Annotated in this window: 12 protein-coding genes; 2 read left to right on the top strand and 10 right to left on the bottom strand. The window is 69.7% G+C overall.

Translation table 11 applies throughout. The features are described from left to right. From ACWEKR_RS24350 to sigJ, 9 genes are all read right to left on the bottom strand, one after another. Nucleotides 1-1,293 (bottom strand): aminotransferase class I/II-fold pyridoxal phosphate-dependent enzyme, encoded by a 1,293-nt coding sequence (locus tag ACWEKR_RS24350; RefSeq protein ID WP_452356422.1) that lies wholly within the window; start codon nt 1,291-1,293, stop codon nt 1-3. Continuing rightward, the gene (locus ACWEKR_RS24355; RefSeq protein ID WP_452356423.1) at nt 1,290-4,037 is read right to left on the bottom strand and encodes a PEP/pyruvate-binding domain-containing protein; all 2,748 of its coding nucleotides are present in this window, start codon (nt 4,035-4,037) and stop codon (nt 1,290-1,292) included. Before ACWEKR_RS24355 ends, ACWEKR_RS24350 begins: the two co-directional genes overlap by 4 nt. Then, entirely contained in the window at nt 4,034-5,437 is a 1,404-nt protein-coding gene (locus tag ACWEKR_RS24360) for a cytochrome P450 (protein ID WP_452356424.1), read from the bottom strand. Before ACWEKR_RS24360 ends, ACWEKR_RS24355 begins: the two co-directional genes overlap by 4 nt. After that, nucleotides 5,434-7,176, bottom strand: a complete 1,743-nt coding sequence (locus tag ACWEKR_RS24365; RefSeq protein ID WP_452356425.1) for a fatty acyl-AMP ligase — start codon at nt 7,174-7,176, stop codon at nt 5,434-5,436. The genes ACWEKR_RS24360 and ACWEKR_RS24365 overlap by 4 nt, the downstream gene beginning before the upstream one ends. After that, nucleotides 7,173-7,427, bottom strand: a complete 255-nt coding sequence (locus ACWEKR_RS24370; RefSeq protein WP_452356426.1) for an acyl carrier protein — start codon at nt 7,425-7,427, stop codon at nt 7,173-7,175. The genes ACWEKR_RS24365 and ACWEKR_RS24370 overlap by 4 nt, the downstream gene beginning before the upstream one ends. Next, a complete protein-coding gene (locus ACWEKR_RS24375; protein ID WP_452356427.1) occupies nt 7,424-8,281 on the bottom strand; it encodes a hypothetical protein in 858 nt (285 codons plus the stop codon). Before ACWEKR_RS24375 ends, ACWEKR_RS24370 begins: the two co-directional genes overlap by 4 nt. Beyond that, the gene (locus tag ACWEKR_RS24380) at nt 8,278-14,190 is read right to left on the bottom strand and encodes an aminotransferase class III-fold pyridoxal phosphate-dependent enzyme (protein ID WP_452356428.1); all 5,913 of its coding nucleotides are present in this window, start codon (nt 14,188-14,190) and stop codon (nt 8,278-8,280) included. Before ACWEKR_RS24380 ends, ACWEKR_RS24375 begins: the two co-directional genes overlap by 4 nt. Then, on the bottom strand, nt 14,187-14,456 hold the full coding sequence (locus ACWEKR_RS24385; protein ID WP_452356429.1) for an acyl carrier protein: 270 nt from the start codon (nt 14,454-14,456) through the stop codon (nt 14,187-14,189). Before ACWEKR_RS24385 ends, ACWEKR_RS24380 begins: the two co-directional genes overlap by 4 nt. Before the next feature lie 1,058 nt (nt 14,457-15,514). Further along, nucleotides 15,515-16,459, bottom strand: coding sequence for an RNA polymerase sigma factor SigJ (gene sigJ / locus ACWEKR_RS24390; RefSeq protein WP_452356430.1), 945 nt, complete (start codon nt 16,457-16,459; stop codon nt 15,515-15,517). Between the two features lie 245 nt (nt 16,460-16,704). On the opposite strand from sigJ, the gene ACWEKR_RS24395 reads away from it, so the two are divergent. Both ACWEKR_RS24395 and ACWEKR_RS24400 read left to right on the top strand, forming a co-directional pair. Then, nucleotides 16,705-17,886, top strand: coding sequence for an NAD(P)/FAD-dependent oxidoreductase (locus ACWEKR_RS24395; protein ID WP_452356431.1), 1,182 nt, complete (start codon nt 16,705-16,707; stop codon nt 17,884-17,886). Between the two features lie 80 nt (nt 17,887-17,966). Continuing rightward, nucleotides 17,967-18,890: an RNA polymerase sigma-70 factor gene (locus ACWEKR_RS24400; protein WP_452356432.1), complete on the top strand. Its 924-nt coding sequence runs from the start codon at nt 17,967-17,969 to the stop codon at nt 18,888-18,890. A 431-nt stretch (nt 18,891-19,321) separates the two neighbouring features. Here the strand turns inward: ACWEKR_RS24400 and ACWEKR_RS24405 are convergent, their stop codons facing one another. After that, nucleotides 19,322-19,525: a hypothetical protein gene (locus ACWEKR_RS24405; protein WP_195088899.1), complete on the bottom strand. Its 204-nt coding sequence runs from the start codon at nt 19,523-19,525 to the stop codon at nt 19,322-19,324. Between the last annotated feature and the right edge of the window lie 70 nt (nt 19,526-19,595).

A 19,595-nucleotide genomic window follows, 5' to 3' on the forward strand; every position in this document is an offset into this window, starting at 1 on the left:
TCAAGCGATCCCTTCTTGTTCGGGATGGAAACCGATGCGGCGGGCGACGGTGTCGATGCGGTCCAGTGCGCGGTCGAGATGGTCGCGAGTGAGCGTGGCCATCATGCTGATCCGCAGGCGCTGCTGGTCGCGAGGCACGGCGGGGAACTCGACGCCGTTGACGAACACGCCCTCCCGGTGCAGGGCGGCGACCACGTCGGCGACGGCGAGCCGCGGTGGGACCAGCAGCGGGATGATCGCGGTCTGCGGATCGACAGCGAAACCCATCGCGCGCAGCCCGCGCACGAAGTATCCGACGTTGTCGTGCAGTCGCGCCACGCGTTCGGGATGCGCGGCCAGGAACTCGATGCCGGCGAGCACCGCCGCGACGGCCGCGGGTGCGAGCGCGGCGGAGAACATGTAGGAGCGGGCGAAGAATCGCAGCGTGTCCACCAGATCCCGGGAGCCGGCGACGAAGCCGCCGGTGCCCGCGAAGACCTTCGAGAACGTGCCCATGGTCAGCTCCACCGATCCCGGACCGAGCCCGAAATGCTCGGCGGTACCGTGCCCCCGCGCGCCGAGCACTCCGGTGCCGTGCGCGTCGTCGACCGCCAGCCACGCCCCGAACGCGTCGCACAGCGCGCGGATCTCCGGCAGCGGTGCGATGTCACCGTCCATCGAGTACACGCCCTCGACGGCCACGACCACGTTCGCCCCCGGATTTCGCCAGCGGATCTGCATCAGCCGGTGGCGCAGATGACGCAGGTCGTTGTGCGCGAAGGCCATCGAGCGCACCCGGCCGAGCTGAATGCCGTCGTACAGGCTGGCATGGTTCTGTTCGTCGTAGAGCAGCACGTCGCCCTTGCGCAGCAGACCGGTCACCCAGCCGACGTTGGCCGCGTAGCCCGAGGAGAAGACCATGGCCGACTCGCAGCCCTTCAGTTCGGCCAGCCGTTCCTCGAGCCGCCGGTGCAGGGTCGTGGTGCCGTTGAGCAAGGGTGGGCCGCCGTGCCCCACACCGAATTCGCGTATGGCGGCGACGGCCGCCTCCACGATGCTCGGTTCGTTGCCGAGGCCGAGATAGTTGTTGGACCCGAGCATGATCAATTCGTCGGTCGCGCCGGTCGCCGGATCGCGCACCGGGACGACCGCACCGGACGGCCCGGTCACTTCCCGCAACACGAAACCGCTGCCGCGAGCATGCTGGGCATAGGGCCGGAACTCCGCGAAACGCTGGTCGAACGTGTGCGCCGCGGGGTCGAGATAGCGCTCCAGGCTGAAGTTCTCGCCGTGGGCCGGATCGGGTGCGGTCACGGTCGTCGCTCCTGCCCGAGAGTCACGGTGCCCGCGCGGCCGTCCAGCACCAGGAGGTCACCGTCTCCGATCAGGCCGGTGACTCCGGGAACGCCGACGACGGTGGGGATGCCGAGTTCGCGTCCGATGATGGCGGTGTGGGAAAGCAGGCTGCCCCGCTCGCTGACCAGGCCCCCCGCGGCGACCATGAGGAACACCCAGCCCGGGTCGGTGGTCGCGGCCACCAGAATCTGCCCGTCGATCGCGACGTCCGGATCCGGGGTGCGCAGCACCAGTGCGGGCGCCTCGACGCGTCCTGGGGCGCAGCCGATTCCGTGCAGTACGCGTGCTCCTTCGGCGGCGTCCCCGGCCGGTTGCTCCAGCGCCGGATCGCCGATATCCGCCGCCGCGATCCCGGTCGTGACGATGCGGGAGGGCAGGCGTTGCGCCTGCCAGCGGTCGTAATCCGCCTTGCGCAGGGCGACGGTGCGTGTGGTGTCGGTGTCCACCGCCGTTCCGCGGGTGAGTGCCGCGATCTCCTCGTAGGTGAGCCAGAAGACGTCGCGCGGATCGCCCAGCAGACCGTCGGCGTGCAGTCGCCTGCCGTACTCCCGGAACACCCGCTTGAGCAGACCGAAGGCTCGGCTGCGGCCCAGCCGCATGTTCTCGCGCTGCTTCACGTGTTCACGGGCCAGCCGCAGCGCGAGCCGGAAAAGCCACCGCCGCAGACGTGCACCGGCGAACAGGTCGGCCGCCGTCCGCTCGGCCGCACGACGGATCGCCTGCTCACGCGCGATCATGTCGTCGGCGTTCTGCCCGCCGCGCAGGTAGTTCCGCAGCATGGGCACCAGCCGTTCGGGGTGCTCGCCGAGCGGATCGGTCTCCAACTTGAGTTCATCCACGGTCCGGTCGCCGAACTCGGCGATGTGACGCAGGCACGCCGCGCGGAAGGTCGCGAACCCGTCTTCGGACAGGGCGGTCCACACCTGCTGTGCGGTGGCGGGGCCGTCGAACAGCGCGCGCAATGCCGAGTCGGCGCGTACCCGCGCGGTCAGTGCGAGTGCCGAGCGCACCGGATCGACGCTGTCGACACCGTCTTCGCCACAGAACAACTCGTTGCGCAGGGTGAGCGCCTCGTCCTCGGTGAGGCCGGCCCGTCGCAACTGCAAGCCGACCACATGGAACATCTGCTGGGCGAGGAAATCGTTGAAGATCTGCACCGAGTACGCGGGCACGAGTCCGTCGAAGAAACGTTCGGTCCACGCCAGCAACGCGTGCGCGTCGCGTTCGCGTTCCGGCGCGTTCTCCTCCAGCCTGCGTTCGAGGTCCTCGGTGGCCGCCGCCAGCGCCGTGAAGAACGCGCGCAACCGCCGGGGCAGACGTAGCCGGCCGAGCAGGATGATCGCGAACACCCGCAGGCGCAGCGCGATCGCACGCAGCCGGGCGATGCCACGGGCCGGCACGGGCGGCCGCTGGTATCGGTTCTCGATATCGAGCGCGGCTTCCCATCCTTCGATGGCGAAATCCATGCCGGGGATCTCGAGGAACAGGCGATACCAGTTGCTGATGTTGTAGTAGATCCGGCCGCGCGCGATGCCGACCAGATACGGATACAGATCGGTGGCGTTGCGGTCGACGATCCGGGTGGTGGCGCCGAAATCACGGTGACACGTGCGGAACACCCGCTCATAGGCGGCGCGCAGGACCGAGAACGTCAGCGGGCTCGACAACCCGGGATATGACTCGGCGACGTTGACGTTGTCGAAGACGGTCTCGCGCGCCCCGGTCGCGGTGACCGGTCTGGCCTGCAAGAGGTGCAATCGCCCGTCGGGCGGGTAGGCGAACTCGACATCCTGCGGCGCGGCGAAGTGGTCGGCGAGCGCGCCCGCTACTTCGGCCAGCTCGCGAATCTGCGTGTCCGACAGCGCCGCCACCGTCACCGGGTCGGCGAGTTCTTCGGTGGTGGTGCCCGCTGTGTGCCGCGCGGCCACCACGCGGCTGCGCTTGTCGGCGACCACCCGCGAGGTGATGGCGCCGGTGGCGCGGTCGACGAAATAGGTATCGCAGTCCACCGTGCCCGCCACCACGCCTTCACCCAATCCGAGCGCGGCCGCGACCACCGCTTCGGAGGGGTCACCGCTGCGCGGATTGCAGCTGAACACCACTCCCGAGACGGCGCTGTCGAGCAGGACCTGCACCACCACGGCGCACGCGACCGGCGCGTCGTCGAGACCGCGGCGCGCGCGGTAGAACAGCGCGCGCTCCGACCAGTTGGAGGCGAGGACCGTCCCGATCGCGGCGGGCAGCTCGGATGCCGCTACGTTCAGCACGGTGTCGAGCTGTCCGGCGAAGGAGTCGGTCGCCGAATCCTCGCCGCGCACCGACGATCGCACGGCGAAGCGCACCTCGCCCGCTGCGGCCGGATCATCGGCGGCCAGTTCCGCGACCACGGCCTCGAGTTCGACGGCGATGTCTGCGGGCAGCGGTCGCCCCTCGACGAGAGTGCGGATCCTGGACGAGACGGACCGCAAGGCGGCCGGATCGTCCGGATCGAGTTCGGCGAGCAGGGCCGCGACGGCATCGGCGGACGGGGCGAGCAGCCGCGCGCACGTGTCGGTGCCGAGCACGGCGAACGGCGGCACCCGATATCCGGCGGCCTGCAGTTCGGCGAGGTTGGCGGCCTTGGCTCCCGCGTGCGCGGCGGCCGCCGGGTCCGTCGCGAGGGTTTCGGCGCGCAGTATCGCGCCGGCGGTGGCACTGGTCATCGTGCGGCCTCCTGTCTGGTCCCGGTCACCGGGATGGCGCGCTCGCGCCGGGTCAACCGGACCAGGACCGGGTCGGGGGTGTTGGAGATCTCGGGGTGCTCGCGCACCCGCATCCCGTTCACCAGTTCGATGTCGTAGCGCGACAGCACCATCGCCAGACCCACCCGGATCTCGATCAGCGCCAGCTGCCGGCCGACGCACAGATGCGCGCCCCAGCCGAAGGGGAAATACCGGAACGGCGGGCGCGCCCGGCTCCGCTCCTTGGTGAACCGGTCGGGATCGAAAGTCAGCGGCGCGTCCCAGAACCCGGGTAGCCGATGGTTGACGAACGGGCTGATCACGACGATCGCGCCGGGTCGCAGGTCGAACCGGTCGAAATGGTCCGGCTCGACCGCGGTGCGGCTGAACGCCCAGGCCGGAGGATGCAGGCGCATCGCCTCATCGATCACGCGGCCGGTGTATTCCAGCCGGGGCAGCGCGGCGCGCACGGCGTCCGGGTGGTCCGGCGCCGCCGGCAGCGCGTCGATCTCCGCGCGCACCCGGTCCAGCACGGCGGGATTGCGGCCCAGTTCGTAGATCGTCCAGGCCAGCGCCGCTCCGGTGGTCTCGTGACCGGCGAGCAGGAAGGTCAGCACTTCGTGCCGCAGTTGCTCGTCGTCCATCGCGTGTCCCGCGTCGTCGCGGGCGGTGAGCAGCCGGGCGAGCAGCGAGTCGGCGCCGCTGATCTGCCGGTGCCTGCCGATCACCTCGTCCACCACGCGATGCAGCCGTTGCCGCACTGCCCGCAGCCGCCGGTTACCGGGAGTGGGCAGTCGCGGCGGCAACTGGATCGGCGCGGTCATGTGCCGCATGACCCATGAAACGCCCTGACGCACATCGTCTTCGATCTGCGGAAGCACGCCGTCGAGGTCCGCGCCGAGTACCGCGCGGCATACCACGTCGGCTGCGAAGCCCATCAGCTCGGGTACCAGGTCGAATGCCGCGCCGTCGGCGGCGCGAGCGTCCAAGCGGGTACGCATCCGCTGCCCGCACTCCACCATGAGCGGGATCTCGGTCTCGACATGACGGCGGGCGAAGGCCGGATTGATCAGGGCGCGCTGGCGTTTCCACAGTTCGCCGCCGCTGGTCAGCAGCCCAGGCCCGAGCAGGTGGTTCAGGCTTCGATAGCTGATGCCCTTCGCGTAGCGGCCCGCACGGGTGACCAGCACCTGCTCGATGTGCTCGGGTTCGACCAGCAGGTGCACGTGCTGGTGGGCCAGCCGCAGCCGGACGCTGCCGTAGTGGAGCGCGGACTCGTAGAACAGGCCGAGCGGGTCGGTCCGGTAGCGGGCGTAAACGCCCAGCGGATGCCGGGCGGCCGGACCGTCGAGGCGGCGCATGGTCGCCGTCGAAAGTGTCATCGCGCCAGGCCTTCCCCGCCTGCGGCGCCGACCAGTTCGTCGGCGTCGAGCAGTCGCCGGGCCGCGATGCGCTGAACCTTCCCGCTGGTGGTCTTCGGGATGCTGCGCGGCGCGACGATCCGCACACCGGCGGCCAGCACCCCGGTGCGTTTGCTCACCGCGGCGCGTACCGCACGGGCCAGTGTGTCGTGTTCCGCTGATGCCACCGCGGATTCGACGATCAGGTGCAGCTCTTCCGAGCCACCGCCTGCCTCGGGTCGTCCCACCGCGACCACGCCGCCCGGCCGTACTCCCGGCACCTGCTCGGCGGCGACCTCGAAGTCGGTGGGCAGATAGTTCGCGCCGCGGATGATGATCAGGTCTTTGCGCCGGCCGGTGATCCGCAACCGGCCGTTCCGCAGGTACCCGACGTCCCCGGTGTCCCACCAACCCTCCGACCGGGTGGCGGCGGTGGCTTCGGGCAGCCGGAAGTATCCCGGCGTGGTGGACGGTCCACGGAATTGCACCCGGCCGATCGAATCCGCGCCGCACGGTGTCCCCTCCTCGTCCACCACGCGGACTTCGGTGCCCGCCACGGGCGCACCGCAGTCGACGATGGCCAGCGCGTCGCCGTCGTCGGCCGGGACATCCACCGCGACACCGTCTTCGGCCAGTCCGCGGCGGGAGACCGAGTCGAACGCGATCGGCGCGCGCGGAGCGGACACCGTCACCGCGAGCGACGCCTCGGCCAACCCGTAGCACGGCACGAGCGCGTCGGGAGGCAGCCCCCAGGCGCCGAACCGGTCGACGAACTGCCGCACCGTGGGCGGATGGATCGGTTCGGCGCCGCAGAACAGGAACCGCCATGCGGACAGATCCACTCCGTCCAGGTCGCTGTCGGCGATGCGCGCGGCGGCGTAGCCGTAGGCGAAGTTCGGTGCGGCGGTGAGAGTTCCGCGATACTCGTGCACGGCGCGCAGCCAATCGGCCGGGTGGCGCAGGAACCGGTTCGGCGGGATCAGCACCGCGTCGATGCCGCGGAACAGCGGCGTGAGGAACCCACCGATCAGGCCCATGTCGTGGTGCAGCGGCAGCCAGCCGACCCAGGTGTCGGCGGGTCCGATCGCGGCGGCGCGGGCGATCTGCTCGCAGTTGGCGGCCAGATTCGCGTGGGTGACCTGCACGCCCTTCGGCGTGCCCGTCGAGCCGGAGGTGGCTTGGATGAACGCGACATCGTCCGGTGCGGGCAGGCGCGGCGCGAGCGCGGGAGCCCCTGAGGTGTGCGCCAGCGCGTGCAGTGCCGAGGCGTCGATCGCCGCCACCGACGCGGGCACGGGCAACGTGGCGAGCACCGCCGGAGTGCTCACCACGGCCGTCGGGTCCAGATAGGCCAGCAGCCGGGCGAACCGGTCCAGAAAGATCTCGGCGGCCCCGAAGCCACCCGGGGTGGCGATGGCGGTGGGCACCGCGCCGAGCAGCAGCGCACCGAAGAAGGCCGTGACGAATTCCGCCGACGTGGGCAGGCACAGCAACACGCGATCGCCCCGGCGCACGCCGTCGGCGGCCAGGCCCGCCGCGGCGCGGCACGCGGCGCTCGCAAGCTCGTCATGCCGTCGGCGGATCTCGTCGCCGTGCCCGGCGGCGGCGCGTTCGGGCAGGATGACCGTCGATGCCGCCGCCGCGCCTCGTTCGCCGCCGGACAGCAGCGCGTGCACGATGCTCGGGTGGTACGGCCGCAGTGGCCCCGGTGGTGTGGTCATGCCTGATCCTCGACGTAGCGCACGATCGTGGCGACCGTGGTCAGCCGGACGGCGTCGTCCTCCGGAATGCTCACGGAGAAGGCGTGTTCCAGCTGAAGGGTGAGTTCGATGGCGGTCGGCGAGTCGAGTCCGTAGTCGATCAGCGGCGCGGCCGGGTCGAGGTCGGCCGCGGGCACCCACAGCACCTCCCCGACGATCGCGCGGACCCGCGCTTCCAGATCCGCCGAGCCGATGTCGTCGCGCGTGCTCATCCGAGCAACTTCCCTTCCGTCACGCAGGCGCGCACCGATTCCGCGAGGTCGACGTCGTCGCCGGTCTCGATGCGGTGGAATGCCACCTCCGGAAACGCGGTCGCGAGGGTCTCGCGCACCTGCTGGTAGCCCGCGCGCAGCGCGGTCAGCCGCTCGGCGGTCTCATGGGCCTCGACCGGCCCGCGCCCCGACCGCTGCACACAGCGTGCCGCCGCCTGCTCGGGCGGCGCGTCGAGCCACAGCACCGTGTCCGGCAGCGTGGTGCGGAATCGTTCGGCGAACCCGGATACCGCTGCGGCGATGTCACGACCGACCAGTTCCGCGATCTCCGACAGCAGCAGCCACGGGTCCGGCGAGCTGCCCAACCGGGCCGCCTGGGCGTGCTGCCACGCCAGGATGTCGGCGAACGTGCCCGGTCCATGCCGATCGAGCACCGCCGCGATCTCGTCCTGCCGCTCGCGGCAGCGCCCGTCGGTGCCCGCCAGCGCCACGTACAACGGGCCGTAGACGAGCAGTTCGATCAGCGGATGCCGTTCGCACACCAGCACATCCGGTGCCCAGGTGCGCAGGAAGTGTTGTTCCACCGGCCCGAACAGGGTCATCTGCAGGTACATGGCGGTGGCCTTCATCGCCACGTCACCGATCTCGTCACAGCCGACGCTGAACGCCCTGAGCTGCCGGGACAGGTCGGCGAGCGGAACATCGCGGGTGTCGTGGAAGTCGGGGCAGGTCATCGACGCGAAGCCACCGGCGTCGGTCCGCCCCGCCAGCGCGCGGAGCGCGGCCAGCACCGAGGATTTCCCCGCGCCGTCGATGCCGACCAGGGCCACCCGGCGGGTATGCGAGCCGCTCATCGGTCGTCCTCGCGCAACTGGGTGAGCACAGCACCGGTGATCTCGGCCTGCGCCGCCGTGCCGTCGAGCCGGATCCAGCCCAGCTCGTTCGACAGCGCGTCCAGCGCCTCGTGGCTGCGCTGCTGGAAGGTCAGGAACGATTCCTCGTCGCCGTAGCCGCTCTCGTAGTCGCTGCGCAATCGTTTTCGGCTCAGGGCGTCCTGCGGCCGCACCGCGAGGTAGAACGTGCGGTCGGGTTCCGGGAAACCCGCCGCCAGGCTGCGCAGAACGGCCGGGTCGCCGCCGTGGGCGACCTCGGTGGCGTAGTACTTGTACCAGTACGCGTTCGCGAGCACGATATCCGCGCCGCGTTCGGCCGCCAGGTCCAGCGACAGCTGCATGGCGTGGAACAGGAAGTGCGCTCGGCTGAGCGGAGTGAGCAACCGGAGGTATCCGTAGATCTCGGCGGGGCTTCCCCAGGGCAGTTTCGAGGAGATCTTCGGGTCGAGGAAGGCGTCCCAGATCGTCACCGCGGCGACGCTGTGGCCCTGCGCCTCGAATTCGGCGGCGATCCTCGCCACCTGGGTGGTCTTCCCCGAGCCGTCACCGCCGGCGAGGCAGATCAGGCGTTTGCGTGCGGTCAGTGTCGTTTCCTTTCCGGAGCCGCGACTCACGCGGGGTGACGCGGCAGGATCTGCCGTCGCGGATATCTCGCGACGGACCGGGGGCGGCGGTGAGTCCTGCCCCGGCGGCTCGGCAGCGGTGCTGTCGGCTCGCCGGTGATCCGCGCAGGGTTCGCTCGCCGCGGGGGCCTCGACGGAATCCGCGTCCAGGATCCGAACCACTCCCGCGCTGCCGTCGATGCGGATCCGCTGACCCGATCGCACGGCGCTCGTCGCCCCCGCCACGTTCAGCACGGCGGGAATGCCGTACTCGCGCCCGATCACGGCGGCGTGCGACAGCATGCCGCCCACCTCGGTCACCACACCCGCCACCAAGCCCAGCGCGGGAGTCCATCCCGGGTCGGTGAAACGCGTGACGAGGATGTCGCCGTCGCGCAACTGGCCGATGTCGGTGAGCGCGGTGATCACCCGTGCCGTTCCCTCGGCGACACCGGGACTGCATCCGAGGCCGGACAGGTCGCCGTCGGCGACGGCCCGCACCGCCGCCACGGTCACCCCGCCACCGAGTTCGTGCGGCGGCGTGAGATCGCGATACCCCTCGTACATCGCCCGTCGGTAGGCGATCACGGGCGCGAGGTCCGTGGCGTCCGCGCGGCCCGCCACCAGGTCGGTGAGCTCGTGGATGGTCAGCTGGAACGCGTCGTCGGCGTGCTCGAGCGCACCGGTGGCGGTCAGACGGGCGCCCGCCTCCACCACGTAGGCGCGCACGACGGCGTAACACTGCGACGAGAATTCCCGCATCCGCTCCCGGGCGACGAGATAGCGGCGCATCCGGTCGATCTGCTTGTCCAGCGCCTTGGCATACCGCACCCGGGTCGTGGGCCGGGCACGAACGCGGGCTCGTAGCGCGGCCGATTCGGACTCGTAGCGCTTGCGCTGCTCCACCAGTGTGGCCGCGGGGTCGGCCGGCGCGGTGCCGTGTTCGAGCATCACCGCGACCATCGACCGAACCCGTCCCGGGTCCTCCGACCAGCGCGGGCAGGTGAGGTCGAGTTCGGCGTCGGCATGGAAGCCCTGCTCGGCGAGGAAAGCCGCGAGCGCCTCGTCCCACTCCGGACCGTCCAGCCCGGACTGCGTTGCCACCCGGTGTAATTCGACGATGCCGCGTTGCAGCGCCATGTGGCTGATCTCGGCGAGGCCACCCATCAGGTCGAGGGCGGAGCTGGACGCGCCGGTGGCCGCGTCGATCTTGTCCAGCAGCTGTTTGAAGTCGGTCTGCACGCTCGAGTTGTGATAGATCGTCGTGAAATAGGTGCGCTCGGTCGCGGCGTGCAGGGTGAGCAGGCAGTCGGCGAGATCGGCGGCGAAGGTCGCCTCATCGGTGTGCGGCAGCGCGCGCACCCGCTCGCGCCACGCCGCGTACTTGGCCGGCCAGCTCGCGGCGAACGTGTCGACAGCGGTGAGCTGTTCGCGGTAGCTGCGCTGCACCGCCAGCGCGACCGGCAGCGCCCGGGCGATGGTCAGCGGCGTGTTCGCGGTGCGGATCGGCCCCTCCGGGCCGTATTCGTTGAGGACGCCCAGATCGTCGTCGAAGTGCTGCTCGTCGAAGCCGGGTATGCGCTGGAAGCACTTCTTCACCGCGCTCACGTTCCAGTAGGCCCGGCCGTAGTACATCGCCATCCAGTCCGGCTCCTCGCCCGGCCGGGCCAACCCCAAACCCTCGAAGAACCGCTGCATCGAGTACTGGAAGGCGTTGTCGTACAACGAGAACATCATGGGTGTGCACACCCGGGCCGAGACGCCGCCGTCGCGCAGGTCCGCATCGGAGAACTGGTCGATGTCGGTACGCCAGCTGATCGCGGTGACCGCACGGGACTGCAGCAACCACAATCCGCCGTCGCCGTCGATCGCCCATTCGATGTCCTGCGGCCGCTGCCTGCGTGCCTGCACCGCCAGCAGCAACGCGGCGAGCGCCTCGGTGTCGGCGCCGTCGAGCCTGACGTCCTCGTCGCCCGCCTCGCGCGCCACCACACCGCCGTCGGACAGCCGCAGCGTGTAGCGAGTCGGAGTCACCTGCCCGGAGACCAGACGCTCCCCCACGCCGTGGCAGGCCTCCAGCACCGCGTGCTCCTCGATACCGGTGAGCGCATCGATGCTGAATCCGACGCCCGCGCAGCGCGCCTCCACCATCCGCTGCACCAGGACGGCCACCGTCGCCTCGGTGTCGGCCATGCCGCGGCGGGACAGATACGCTCGCACGCGTTCGTTGCCTACCGACGCCCGGCACCGCTCGATGTGCGTCCGCAGCGCCGCCGCGTCCGCGATGTCCAGGTAGGACTCGTACTGGCCCGCGAAGCTGGCGTCGTCGAGATCTTCGAGGACGCCGCTGGAGCGCACGGCCACCGGAAACCCGCCGATCGCCCGCACCCAGCCGGACAGATCGTCGTCGCCGACGCCGGTCAGGTCCAGATCGGCAGCCACGACGAAACCGGGCGGGACGGCGAATCCGTCGGTCAGCAGTTCGTGCAGGGTGGCGGCTTTGCCGCCCGCCCGAGTGGGCGCGAAGTCGGCCGCGCCCAGATACATCGGTGCGGACGCGGTCGTCGGAGTGATCACGGTGGTGGCTCCTGTCGGCAGTAGGACCGGGCGCAGGTCGTGGCGAGCGGCCAGACTCCGCGCCGCGCGGACGCCGGCCACGGTGAGCGCGCCGTAGGACGGGCTCGCGGTACGCGGTTCGAAGCCGAGCAGCAGCGTCTCGGCCATGCACGCGTACACGATTCCGGCGGGCAACCCGGTTTCGGGCAGGGACGGGGTCTGGCCCAGCGGCAGCGCCATGCGGCCGCCGTCGACCAGGGTGAGGTGCGGCTGCGCGGCGACCACCGGGTCCACATCGCCAGGTACGGCCAGATCGCAGATCAGCACCGGGTGGCGCGTGGCGAGATGCCGCGCGGTGATCAGCGGCTCCGCGGAGTTGGTGGCGGTCACGACCACCCGGCAGTCCCGCAGCGCGGCCAGATCCTCGCTCACGACCACCTCGCCGGATAGTCCGGCGGCTACGCGGCGCAAGCGCGTCCCGGCGCCCGGCCTGCCCACCAGGACCAGCGAATCGGCCAGCGGGGCAAGCAGTTCGGCCATGACGGCGCCGATGTTGCCGAGTGCGCCGAGGATGCCGACTCGCCGCTGCCCCGGCGGCAGTGCGGCCAGCTCGGCGCCGAGCACCTCGTAGGCGCAGGCCGCGGTGAGCGAATTGCCGGAGGTGACCGTGACGGTGTCCTCCGCCACCTCGCGAGCGGCGTCGGTGACGATCGAGGTGTAGCCGCCCAGCCCGATCACCGTGGCTCCGGCCGCGATCGCCTGTTCCACCGCGTGCCAGACCAGTTCCCGCACGTAGGTGCGCTCGCCGGCCCGCTGATGCGCGACGATCTGTCCGGCCGTCAGCGGCAGCGCGAACACCATCATCTCGACCTCGGCGCCGGCGGGGGAGGAGATCGTCCGTCTGGTCAACTCGAAGGGATCCGCGACGGGGCGCAGACGTTCGAGCAACGCGGCGAGCTCGGCGTCGTCCCACGCTGCCAGTTCGGGGGCCAATCGGCGCAGGTCCGCCGTCTCGGGCAGGTTCGCAAGGAACGCGACCCTGGTCGGGGCGTGCGGGTCCCGCGCCGGCGGCGGGTCGGCGCGCCGGGGCAGCGGAGCCCGATCCGTCACCGTGGTCTTCGTGGTGACCGGAGCGGCCAGGTGCGCCAGCAGGACGTCGTACCGGCCGCGGTGCAGCAACGCCGCGATGTCGTCCAACGCGGTCGCCAGCCGCGCCATGTCGGCTTCGGTGACGAACGCCGACGGCTGGACGCGCAGGGTGGTCGGCGCCGAGAGAGTGGGCAACATGCGGATCGCGTGCCGGTGCAGCAGGTATCCGGCCATCACGTAGCCGAACATGTCGGGCGCGCAGATCTCGCGTAGCAGTGCCGATCGCGGCTCCGGCGCCCGCAGCTCGACCCCCTGGAGGAGTCCGCGTCCGCGCACCGCCACGATCTCGCGCGGCCAGCGGCGGGCCACCTCGTCCAGATGCGCCCGCAACCGCGCTCCCGCGTCGCTGATCCGGAGTTGGTTGTCGCGCAACAGGTCCAGTGCCGTGTCCGCGACCGTCGCCGACAGCTCGTCGTCGGCGAAGGTCGAGGTGTGGTAGCGGCCGAATTCGGCGACGGCGCGCGCACGGTCCACCAGCAGCGCGGCGATCTTCACCAGTCCGCCGCCGAGTGATTTCGACATCAGGTAGTAGTCCGCGCGCACACCCGACGGCGCCGACGCCAGGAAGGTGCCGGTCCGGCCCATGCCGCACTGGATCTCGTCGAAGATCAGCGCCGCGGCATGCCGATCGGCGAGTTCCCGGAGGGCGTGCAGGGTGTCGGGGGGAACTTCCCGCACGCCGCCTTCACCCTGGACGGGCTCGGCGAACACCGCCGCGACGGGCGACAACTGCCGCCAGGTGCGCACGGGCGCGCCGTCGGGACCGAAGTCGATGACACCCACGGTGCACAGCTCGTCCGCGAACGCGCCGGCCACCTCGTCCGGCGCCCAGCTGTCGAGCCGCAGTCGCGACGGTCCGGGCACCACCAGGTCGGCCGGGGTGTCGGCCTGTTCGGTGAGCGCGAAGGCGCCGGCGCTCTTTCCGTGGAACGCCCCCGCGAGGGAGACGAACACCGGGCCGCGCTCCCGCAACCGCGCGATTCGGTCCAACGATTCGGTGAGCACGGCCGCGGCGGGCCGCGCTTCGGCGTCCCCGGCGGGCGCGGACGGGCGCACGTCGTGCAAGCCGTCGCGACGGAGTCGGCGCAGCGTCCGCCGCAGCTCGGCGTCCAGTGCGGATAGGGCGCGCGCGTGCGCGACCGCGGCGTGCCGGATCGCCGCCTCCACCGCGTCGGCTCCGGTGGAACCGAAGGTCACCACGTACTCCCGGCCGGTGCACGCACCGACCGACTCGGACAGCCGCCGCGCCAACCGCGCGGCGCCGGGCCGGACACTACCCTGCGCCACGAAGGGCACCTGCTGGTTCAGCGTCGCGGTCGCGGCCCGCACCAGCGCCGGATGATTGTGACCGAAGAGCGCGGCGCCGAAACCGCCGACGAGATCCAGCACCCGGGTGCCGTCCGCGCGGAGGAGATGGTCACCGTCCGCAGCGGTGTACAGGACGTCGAGGTGACAGGCTCGCAGCAATGCGGCCAGCCCGGGCCGGTTGTACTCGGCGAAGTCACCGAACGGGTCGGACCCCGTGGGCGGCGACTGTTCCCGCCACCCGGCACGCGCGGTCATGCCCGCGCCTCGGCCCGGGTGTGCCGGGTACGGCTCGTCTTCGCCGTTACGCAGGCGATCACCTCGCGTGCGGTGTGCAGCGTCGCCGCCTCCTCGTCGGAGATTTCGATGCCGAACTCCCGCTCGAGTTCGATCACCAACTCCACCGACCGCACCGAGTCCAAGCCATAATCCAGCAATGGTGCGTCCGGCTCTATTTCGACTGCATGCAGACCGCGCGAGAACATCGTGAGAACTCGTTCGGCCACGGCATCGAATTCATTCATTCAGGGCCTCCTCCGCCGCGCGACGAAACTTTCCACCGGCGCGGAACATGCCTGCCGATCGATGCCGAACCGGTCGTTTCGAACCGGATATACACAGTTCAGAGCAGGCTTTATAACCTGCCGAGTCCGCGTTCACTCATCCTCCGATATCCGCGAACGGGACCGTCCGATCTCGCTGTCCCGCCTTGCGCGTGCGGCGTGCCACGACACCGCCCCGCGTTCTCACATCTGTACACGCGACCTATGCGAGCTGCAATTCAGAAGGGCCTGCCCAGCACCATGTTTCACCGGAAGGCAATTTTTCGGCTAATTTTCTCCCGTATGTTTCCGGAAACAAAGCCGCGGACGGCGGGAAGTACTTCGGGAAACGTGCCGTCTGAGACGATTTGACAGAAGACGTACGCGGTGAATCCCCCTCGGCCGCCACCGTGCGACACCACAAATGCCCCCGCCCCGGGAACTGCGCTGTTCATGCGGCATTCATCCAGCGGCCAAGCGATGATAAATACCAACCCATCGGTATTTATCCCGTACGCTTCCCCTACCGCATCCCGGCCAGAATATGAAGTCACGTAACGGCGTTTTTACGCTGTGCGGCAACGCATTTCAGCCATCCGAAGACCAGCTAACTCCTGGACCGCCACCGGGATGTGACGCCTCTCATTACCAGTCGGTAGTATGCGGAAATGCTGTGACCGACCACAATCGGCCCCAACGGGCTCCAGGGCGATTCATCTGCATGCAAGAACCCCTTCGGCAGACGGCGGAACACGCTTCGCGTCAACGGTGACGACCTTCGCGGCGCATCGCAGATCCCGCCTGTCGTGCTGCGGCGCTCGAGATCCCGATCGGTCGCGTGCCGGTGCGCGTCGGACCCGCTCGACGAACTCCGGATAGGCACGCCGACGAGATGATCCAGCGTCGGGAGGTGCAGCCACCCAGGAAGGCGACCGGCGGCGGCTGCGGCGTATCCGACCCGAGACGATGCGGCGGTGCACGGCCGCACTCCTGCCGGGGCGGTATTCGCTACCCGAACCCGACAGAAGTGGAGCGCGAGCTCACCAGACGTCGAGCAGCGGGCTCCCGTGCTCGGACATCGCCCAGCGGCGCGTGGCGCGTACGAGCTTGCCCGGGTTGGCCTGGGTGTGGACGGCCGCGATGCCGTCGGTCGTCACCTCCAGGGAGATGACACCGACGACCCGATCGCCGACCACGATCACCAGGGCGGGCACGCCGTTGGCCACCGCGGCGAACAGAGCGGCGCGACCGCCGATCATCTCCCACTTGGCTACGGTCGGCTCGAACAGGCGGCGCAGGAATCTCGCCACCCGCAGCGCACCCGTGATCGGCTCCGGCAGCGAGAAGACGACACCGCCACCGTCGCCCGCGCTGATCGCATCGTCGGTCAGCAGCCGCACCAGCGAGTCGGTGTTGCCGCTCAGGGCGGCGGCGAGGAACTCGTCGACGATCTTGCGGGCGGCAGCCTCGTCGACCTCCACGCGGGTCCGGTCGCCGGCCATGCGCTGCTTGGCACGCCGGTAGATCTGCTGGCAATTGGACTCGGTGACCTCGAGGACTTCGGCGATCTCACCGTGCGAGTAACCGAACGCCTCGCGGAGCACGTATACGACGCGTTCCCGAGCAGACAGCCGCTCCATCAGCGTGAGCATCGCGATCGAGACCGATTCGCGCTGCTCGACGGTGTCGGCCGGACCGAGCATCCGGTCCCCCGCGAAGACCGGCTCGGGCAGCCACTGGCCCACGTACGCTTCCCGCCGCGCCCGAGCCGAGGTGAGTTGATTGAGGCAGATGTTCGTGAGCACCTTCGTCAGCCACGCCTCGGGCGTCTCGACGAACTCGCGGTCTGCGGCCTGCCAGCGCAGGAACGTGTCCTGTACCGCGTCTTCGGCATCGCTCGCCGAACCCAGCAGGCGGTACGCGATCGCCTCCAATCGCGCCCTGGAGTTCTCGAACACCTCGACCTCACGGTCACCGACCAACATTCCTCGAAGTTAATTGCTGCGCGCTGCCGCCGCGAACGGCCACACCGCCGAATAGACGCGCACACGCTCCGCACGCTGCCCCGAATGCCCCTTTTCGCAGGACAAATGGCTGGTTCCCCTTGATTCGAGGCAATGGACAGACCGCCCCAAAGATTGTGATGCAGGTCATATCTAGGGAATGTCACGTTCTCCTGGGCTGCCCTGTCCCATAGCCGACCCCGAACAAGCCGCACAAGGAGCGAGCGATGAACACCACCCCTACCCACGAGATCGTCGTCCTCGGCGCGGGCTACACCGGCCTCATCGCCACGGTTCGGCTGGCCCGCTACACCCGCAGGCTCAACACCCGCATCATCCTGGTGAACCCCTCGCCCCGCTTCACCGAGCGACTGCGCATGCACCAGGTCGCCGCGGGCCAGGAACTGACCGACTTCCGGATCCCGGACCTGCTGAAAGGCACCGGCGTGGAATTCCACCAGGCGACGGTCACCGCCATCGGCACCGACGACCGTATCGTCACGCTCGACGACGGCTCGGTCCTGCACTACGACTCGTTGGTCTACGCCCTCGGCAGCACCACCGACACGAGCAGAGTCCCCGGCGCGGCGGATCACGCGTGGACCCTCGACGACCCCCGGCTGGCGCATCGCTTCTCGCGGCGGCTGCACGACATCGCGGCCGTCGGCGGTACGGTCACCGTCTGCGGTGGCGGGCTCACCGGTATCGAGGCGGCCGCCGAGATAGCCGAGGCGCATCCGGGCCTGACCGTCCGCCTGGTCAGTGCGGCAGAACCCGGCGGCATGATGGGCGAGAAGGCCCGCGCCTATCTCAATCGAGCCTTGGACCGGTTGGGCGTGGTGGGTATGGTCGGGGTCGAGGTCACGAAGGTGTTGCCCGACGCAGTGCGGCTGGACACCGGCGAACTCGTTCCCTCGGACCTGATCCTCTGGACCACCGGCGTGCGGGTGTCGCCGCTGGCCGCACAGGCCGGGATCGCCACCGACGCAAGAGGACTGATCCGCACCGACCCCACCTTGCGCTCGGTGTCGCACCCGGAGATCCACGCCGTCGGAGACGCCGCCTCGGTGCGACAGGCATGGGGGCAGCTGCACGGCACCTGCCAGAGCGGCGTGGTCACCGCCGACTACACCGCCACCGTCATCGCCCGGCTGCTGGGCGGGAAGACAGTGAAGCCGCTGCGCTTCGGCTACTTCCACCAGCCGGTGAGCCTGGGCCGCAAGGACGCGGTCATCCAGTTCACCAATGCCGACGACACCCCGAACCGGTGGCACCTCGTGGGCAAGGCCGCGGTCATCTACAAGGAGCAGGTCAGCAGCACCCCGCCGGTGGCCGCCAAGCTGAGCCGCTACGTGAAACTCCCCGTGCAGCTGTCGAAGGGCGGCCGCGCAACCCGGAAGAACGCTTGAGGCTCCGCTGTCCGGGGCCGAGGAACCGACAGGTCTCTCGGCTACTGGACGCCGGATCCACCGACCGCTAGGTATGTCACATGCAGGATCGCAAACCCGGCCAGCCGACCCCGGCGCCCGCGCCGCGCGACGCGACGACCGACCCGTTCGTCGAACACCGCCGTCTGCTGTTCGGCACCGCGTATCACATGCTGGGCAGCGTTGCCGACGCCGAGGACATCCTGCAGGACGCTTGGTTGAAATGGCATGCGATAGATCAGGCTTCGGTGGAGCACCCCAAGTCCTACCTGGTGCGCACCGTCACCAACCTCGCCCTGAACCGTCTCATATCCGCCCGGGCCACCCGCGAAACCTATATTGGCCCATGGCTGCCCGAACCGCTGATCACCACACCGAACGCCGCTGAGGAGACCGAAATGGCCGACACGGTGTCGACGGCGATGCTGGTCGTCCTCGAAACCCTCAACCCCACCGAGCGAGCCGTATTCGTGCTGCGCGAGGTCTTCGGCTACACCTGCGCCGAGATCGGCGGTTTCCTCGATCGCCCCGAGGCCACCGTCCGCCAGATCTCGCACCGCGCCCGCTCGCACATGCAGGCTCGTCGCCCCCGCTTCGCAACGGACGAGGCGGCCCGCCAAGAGATCACCGAAAGGTTCATGGCCGCCTGTCACGGGGGCGACCTCAACGCCCTCATGGAACTGCTCGCCCCGGAAGTGACGCTGTGGAATGACGGCGGCGGCATCGTCACCGCCGCGCGCCGTCCGCTGCACGGCCCCGACCATGTGGCGCGCTGGCTGCTCGGCGTCATGGCGAAACCGGTCTCCGCAGGCATCCGCTTCGAATCCGCGTTCGTCAACGGCGAATTGAGCATTATCGGCCTGATCGGCGACTACCCCGTCGGCGTACTCACCTACGACATTCACGCGGACCGCATCGAGAACGTCCGCTTCCAAGTCAATCCGCAGAAGTTGGGCGGTATCCGGGTGGTCGGCGACGCCACCTGAGCACCGCACGTTCCCGCGCCCACCTGCGGCCGCGTGTCAGTTCTGACAGGCGAGCAGACCCGTTCGATCATGGCGACCGCCTGAGGGTTGTCGACCTGCACGACCGGTCGCGCGTACCGTTCGTCGGTCAACTCGATGACCCCAGCTTCGTCGGGGTCACGGACATCCCAGCACACGCGCTCGCCAACGACGTGTAAGGTTCCGGCGGGGATCACATCGGGCAGATAGGCACCGGGCGCTCAGATGCCCTTACGTTCCTTGATGAAACCCGGATCGGCAGTGGCGTCACGGGCGGTGGCCGATTCGCGGCACCGCATGAACCGCGAAACCTGCCTGGTCACAGCGTGATAGGTGGTCCGACGCTCGATTCGCCGTCGCTACCGGTCCTTTGACCCCCGTCGCCGCAGAGGCAATCGCTGCCGGGTGTGGTGTCAGCCGTTCTCGGTGACGGTGGTGTCGGGGTGGCGGCGGCTGGTGTCCGGCTTGACGAAGTGCCCGGTGATAGCCGAGCGGTCGCGCCGGTTGTCACCATCGTGCGGCTCATCCTCACCGAGAGTGGTCCTCGGGTTCTCCGCTGCGGTCTCCTCGCTCACGTATTCACCGGTCTCGGCGGAGCGATAGCTCTTCTCGGCCATGAAGTCCTCCTCGAACAGTTCGGTCGAAGCCCTCTGGGGTTGTGTCCCAGTACTTCACCGAATAGCCCCA

The sequence above is a fragment of the Nocardia sp. NPDC004573 genome, assembly GCF_053602135.1.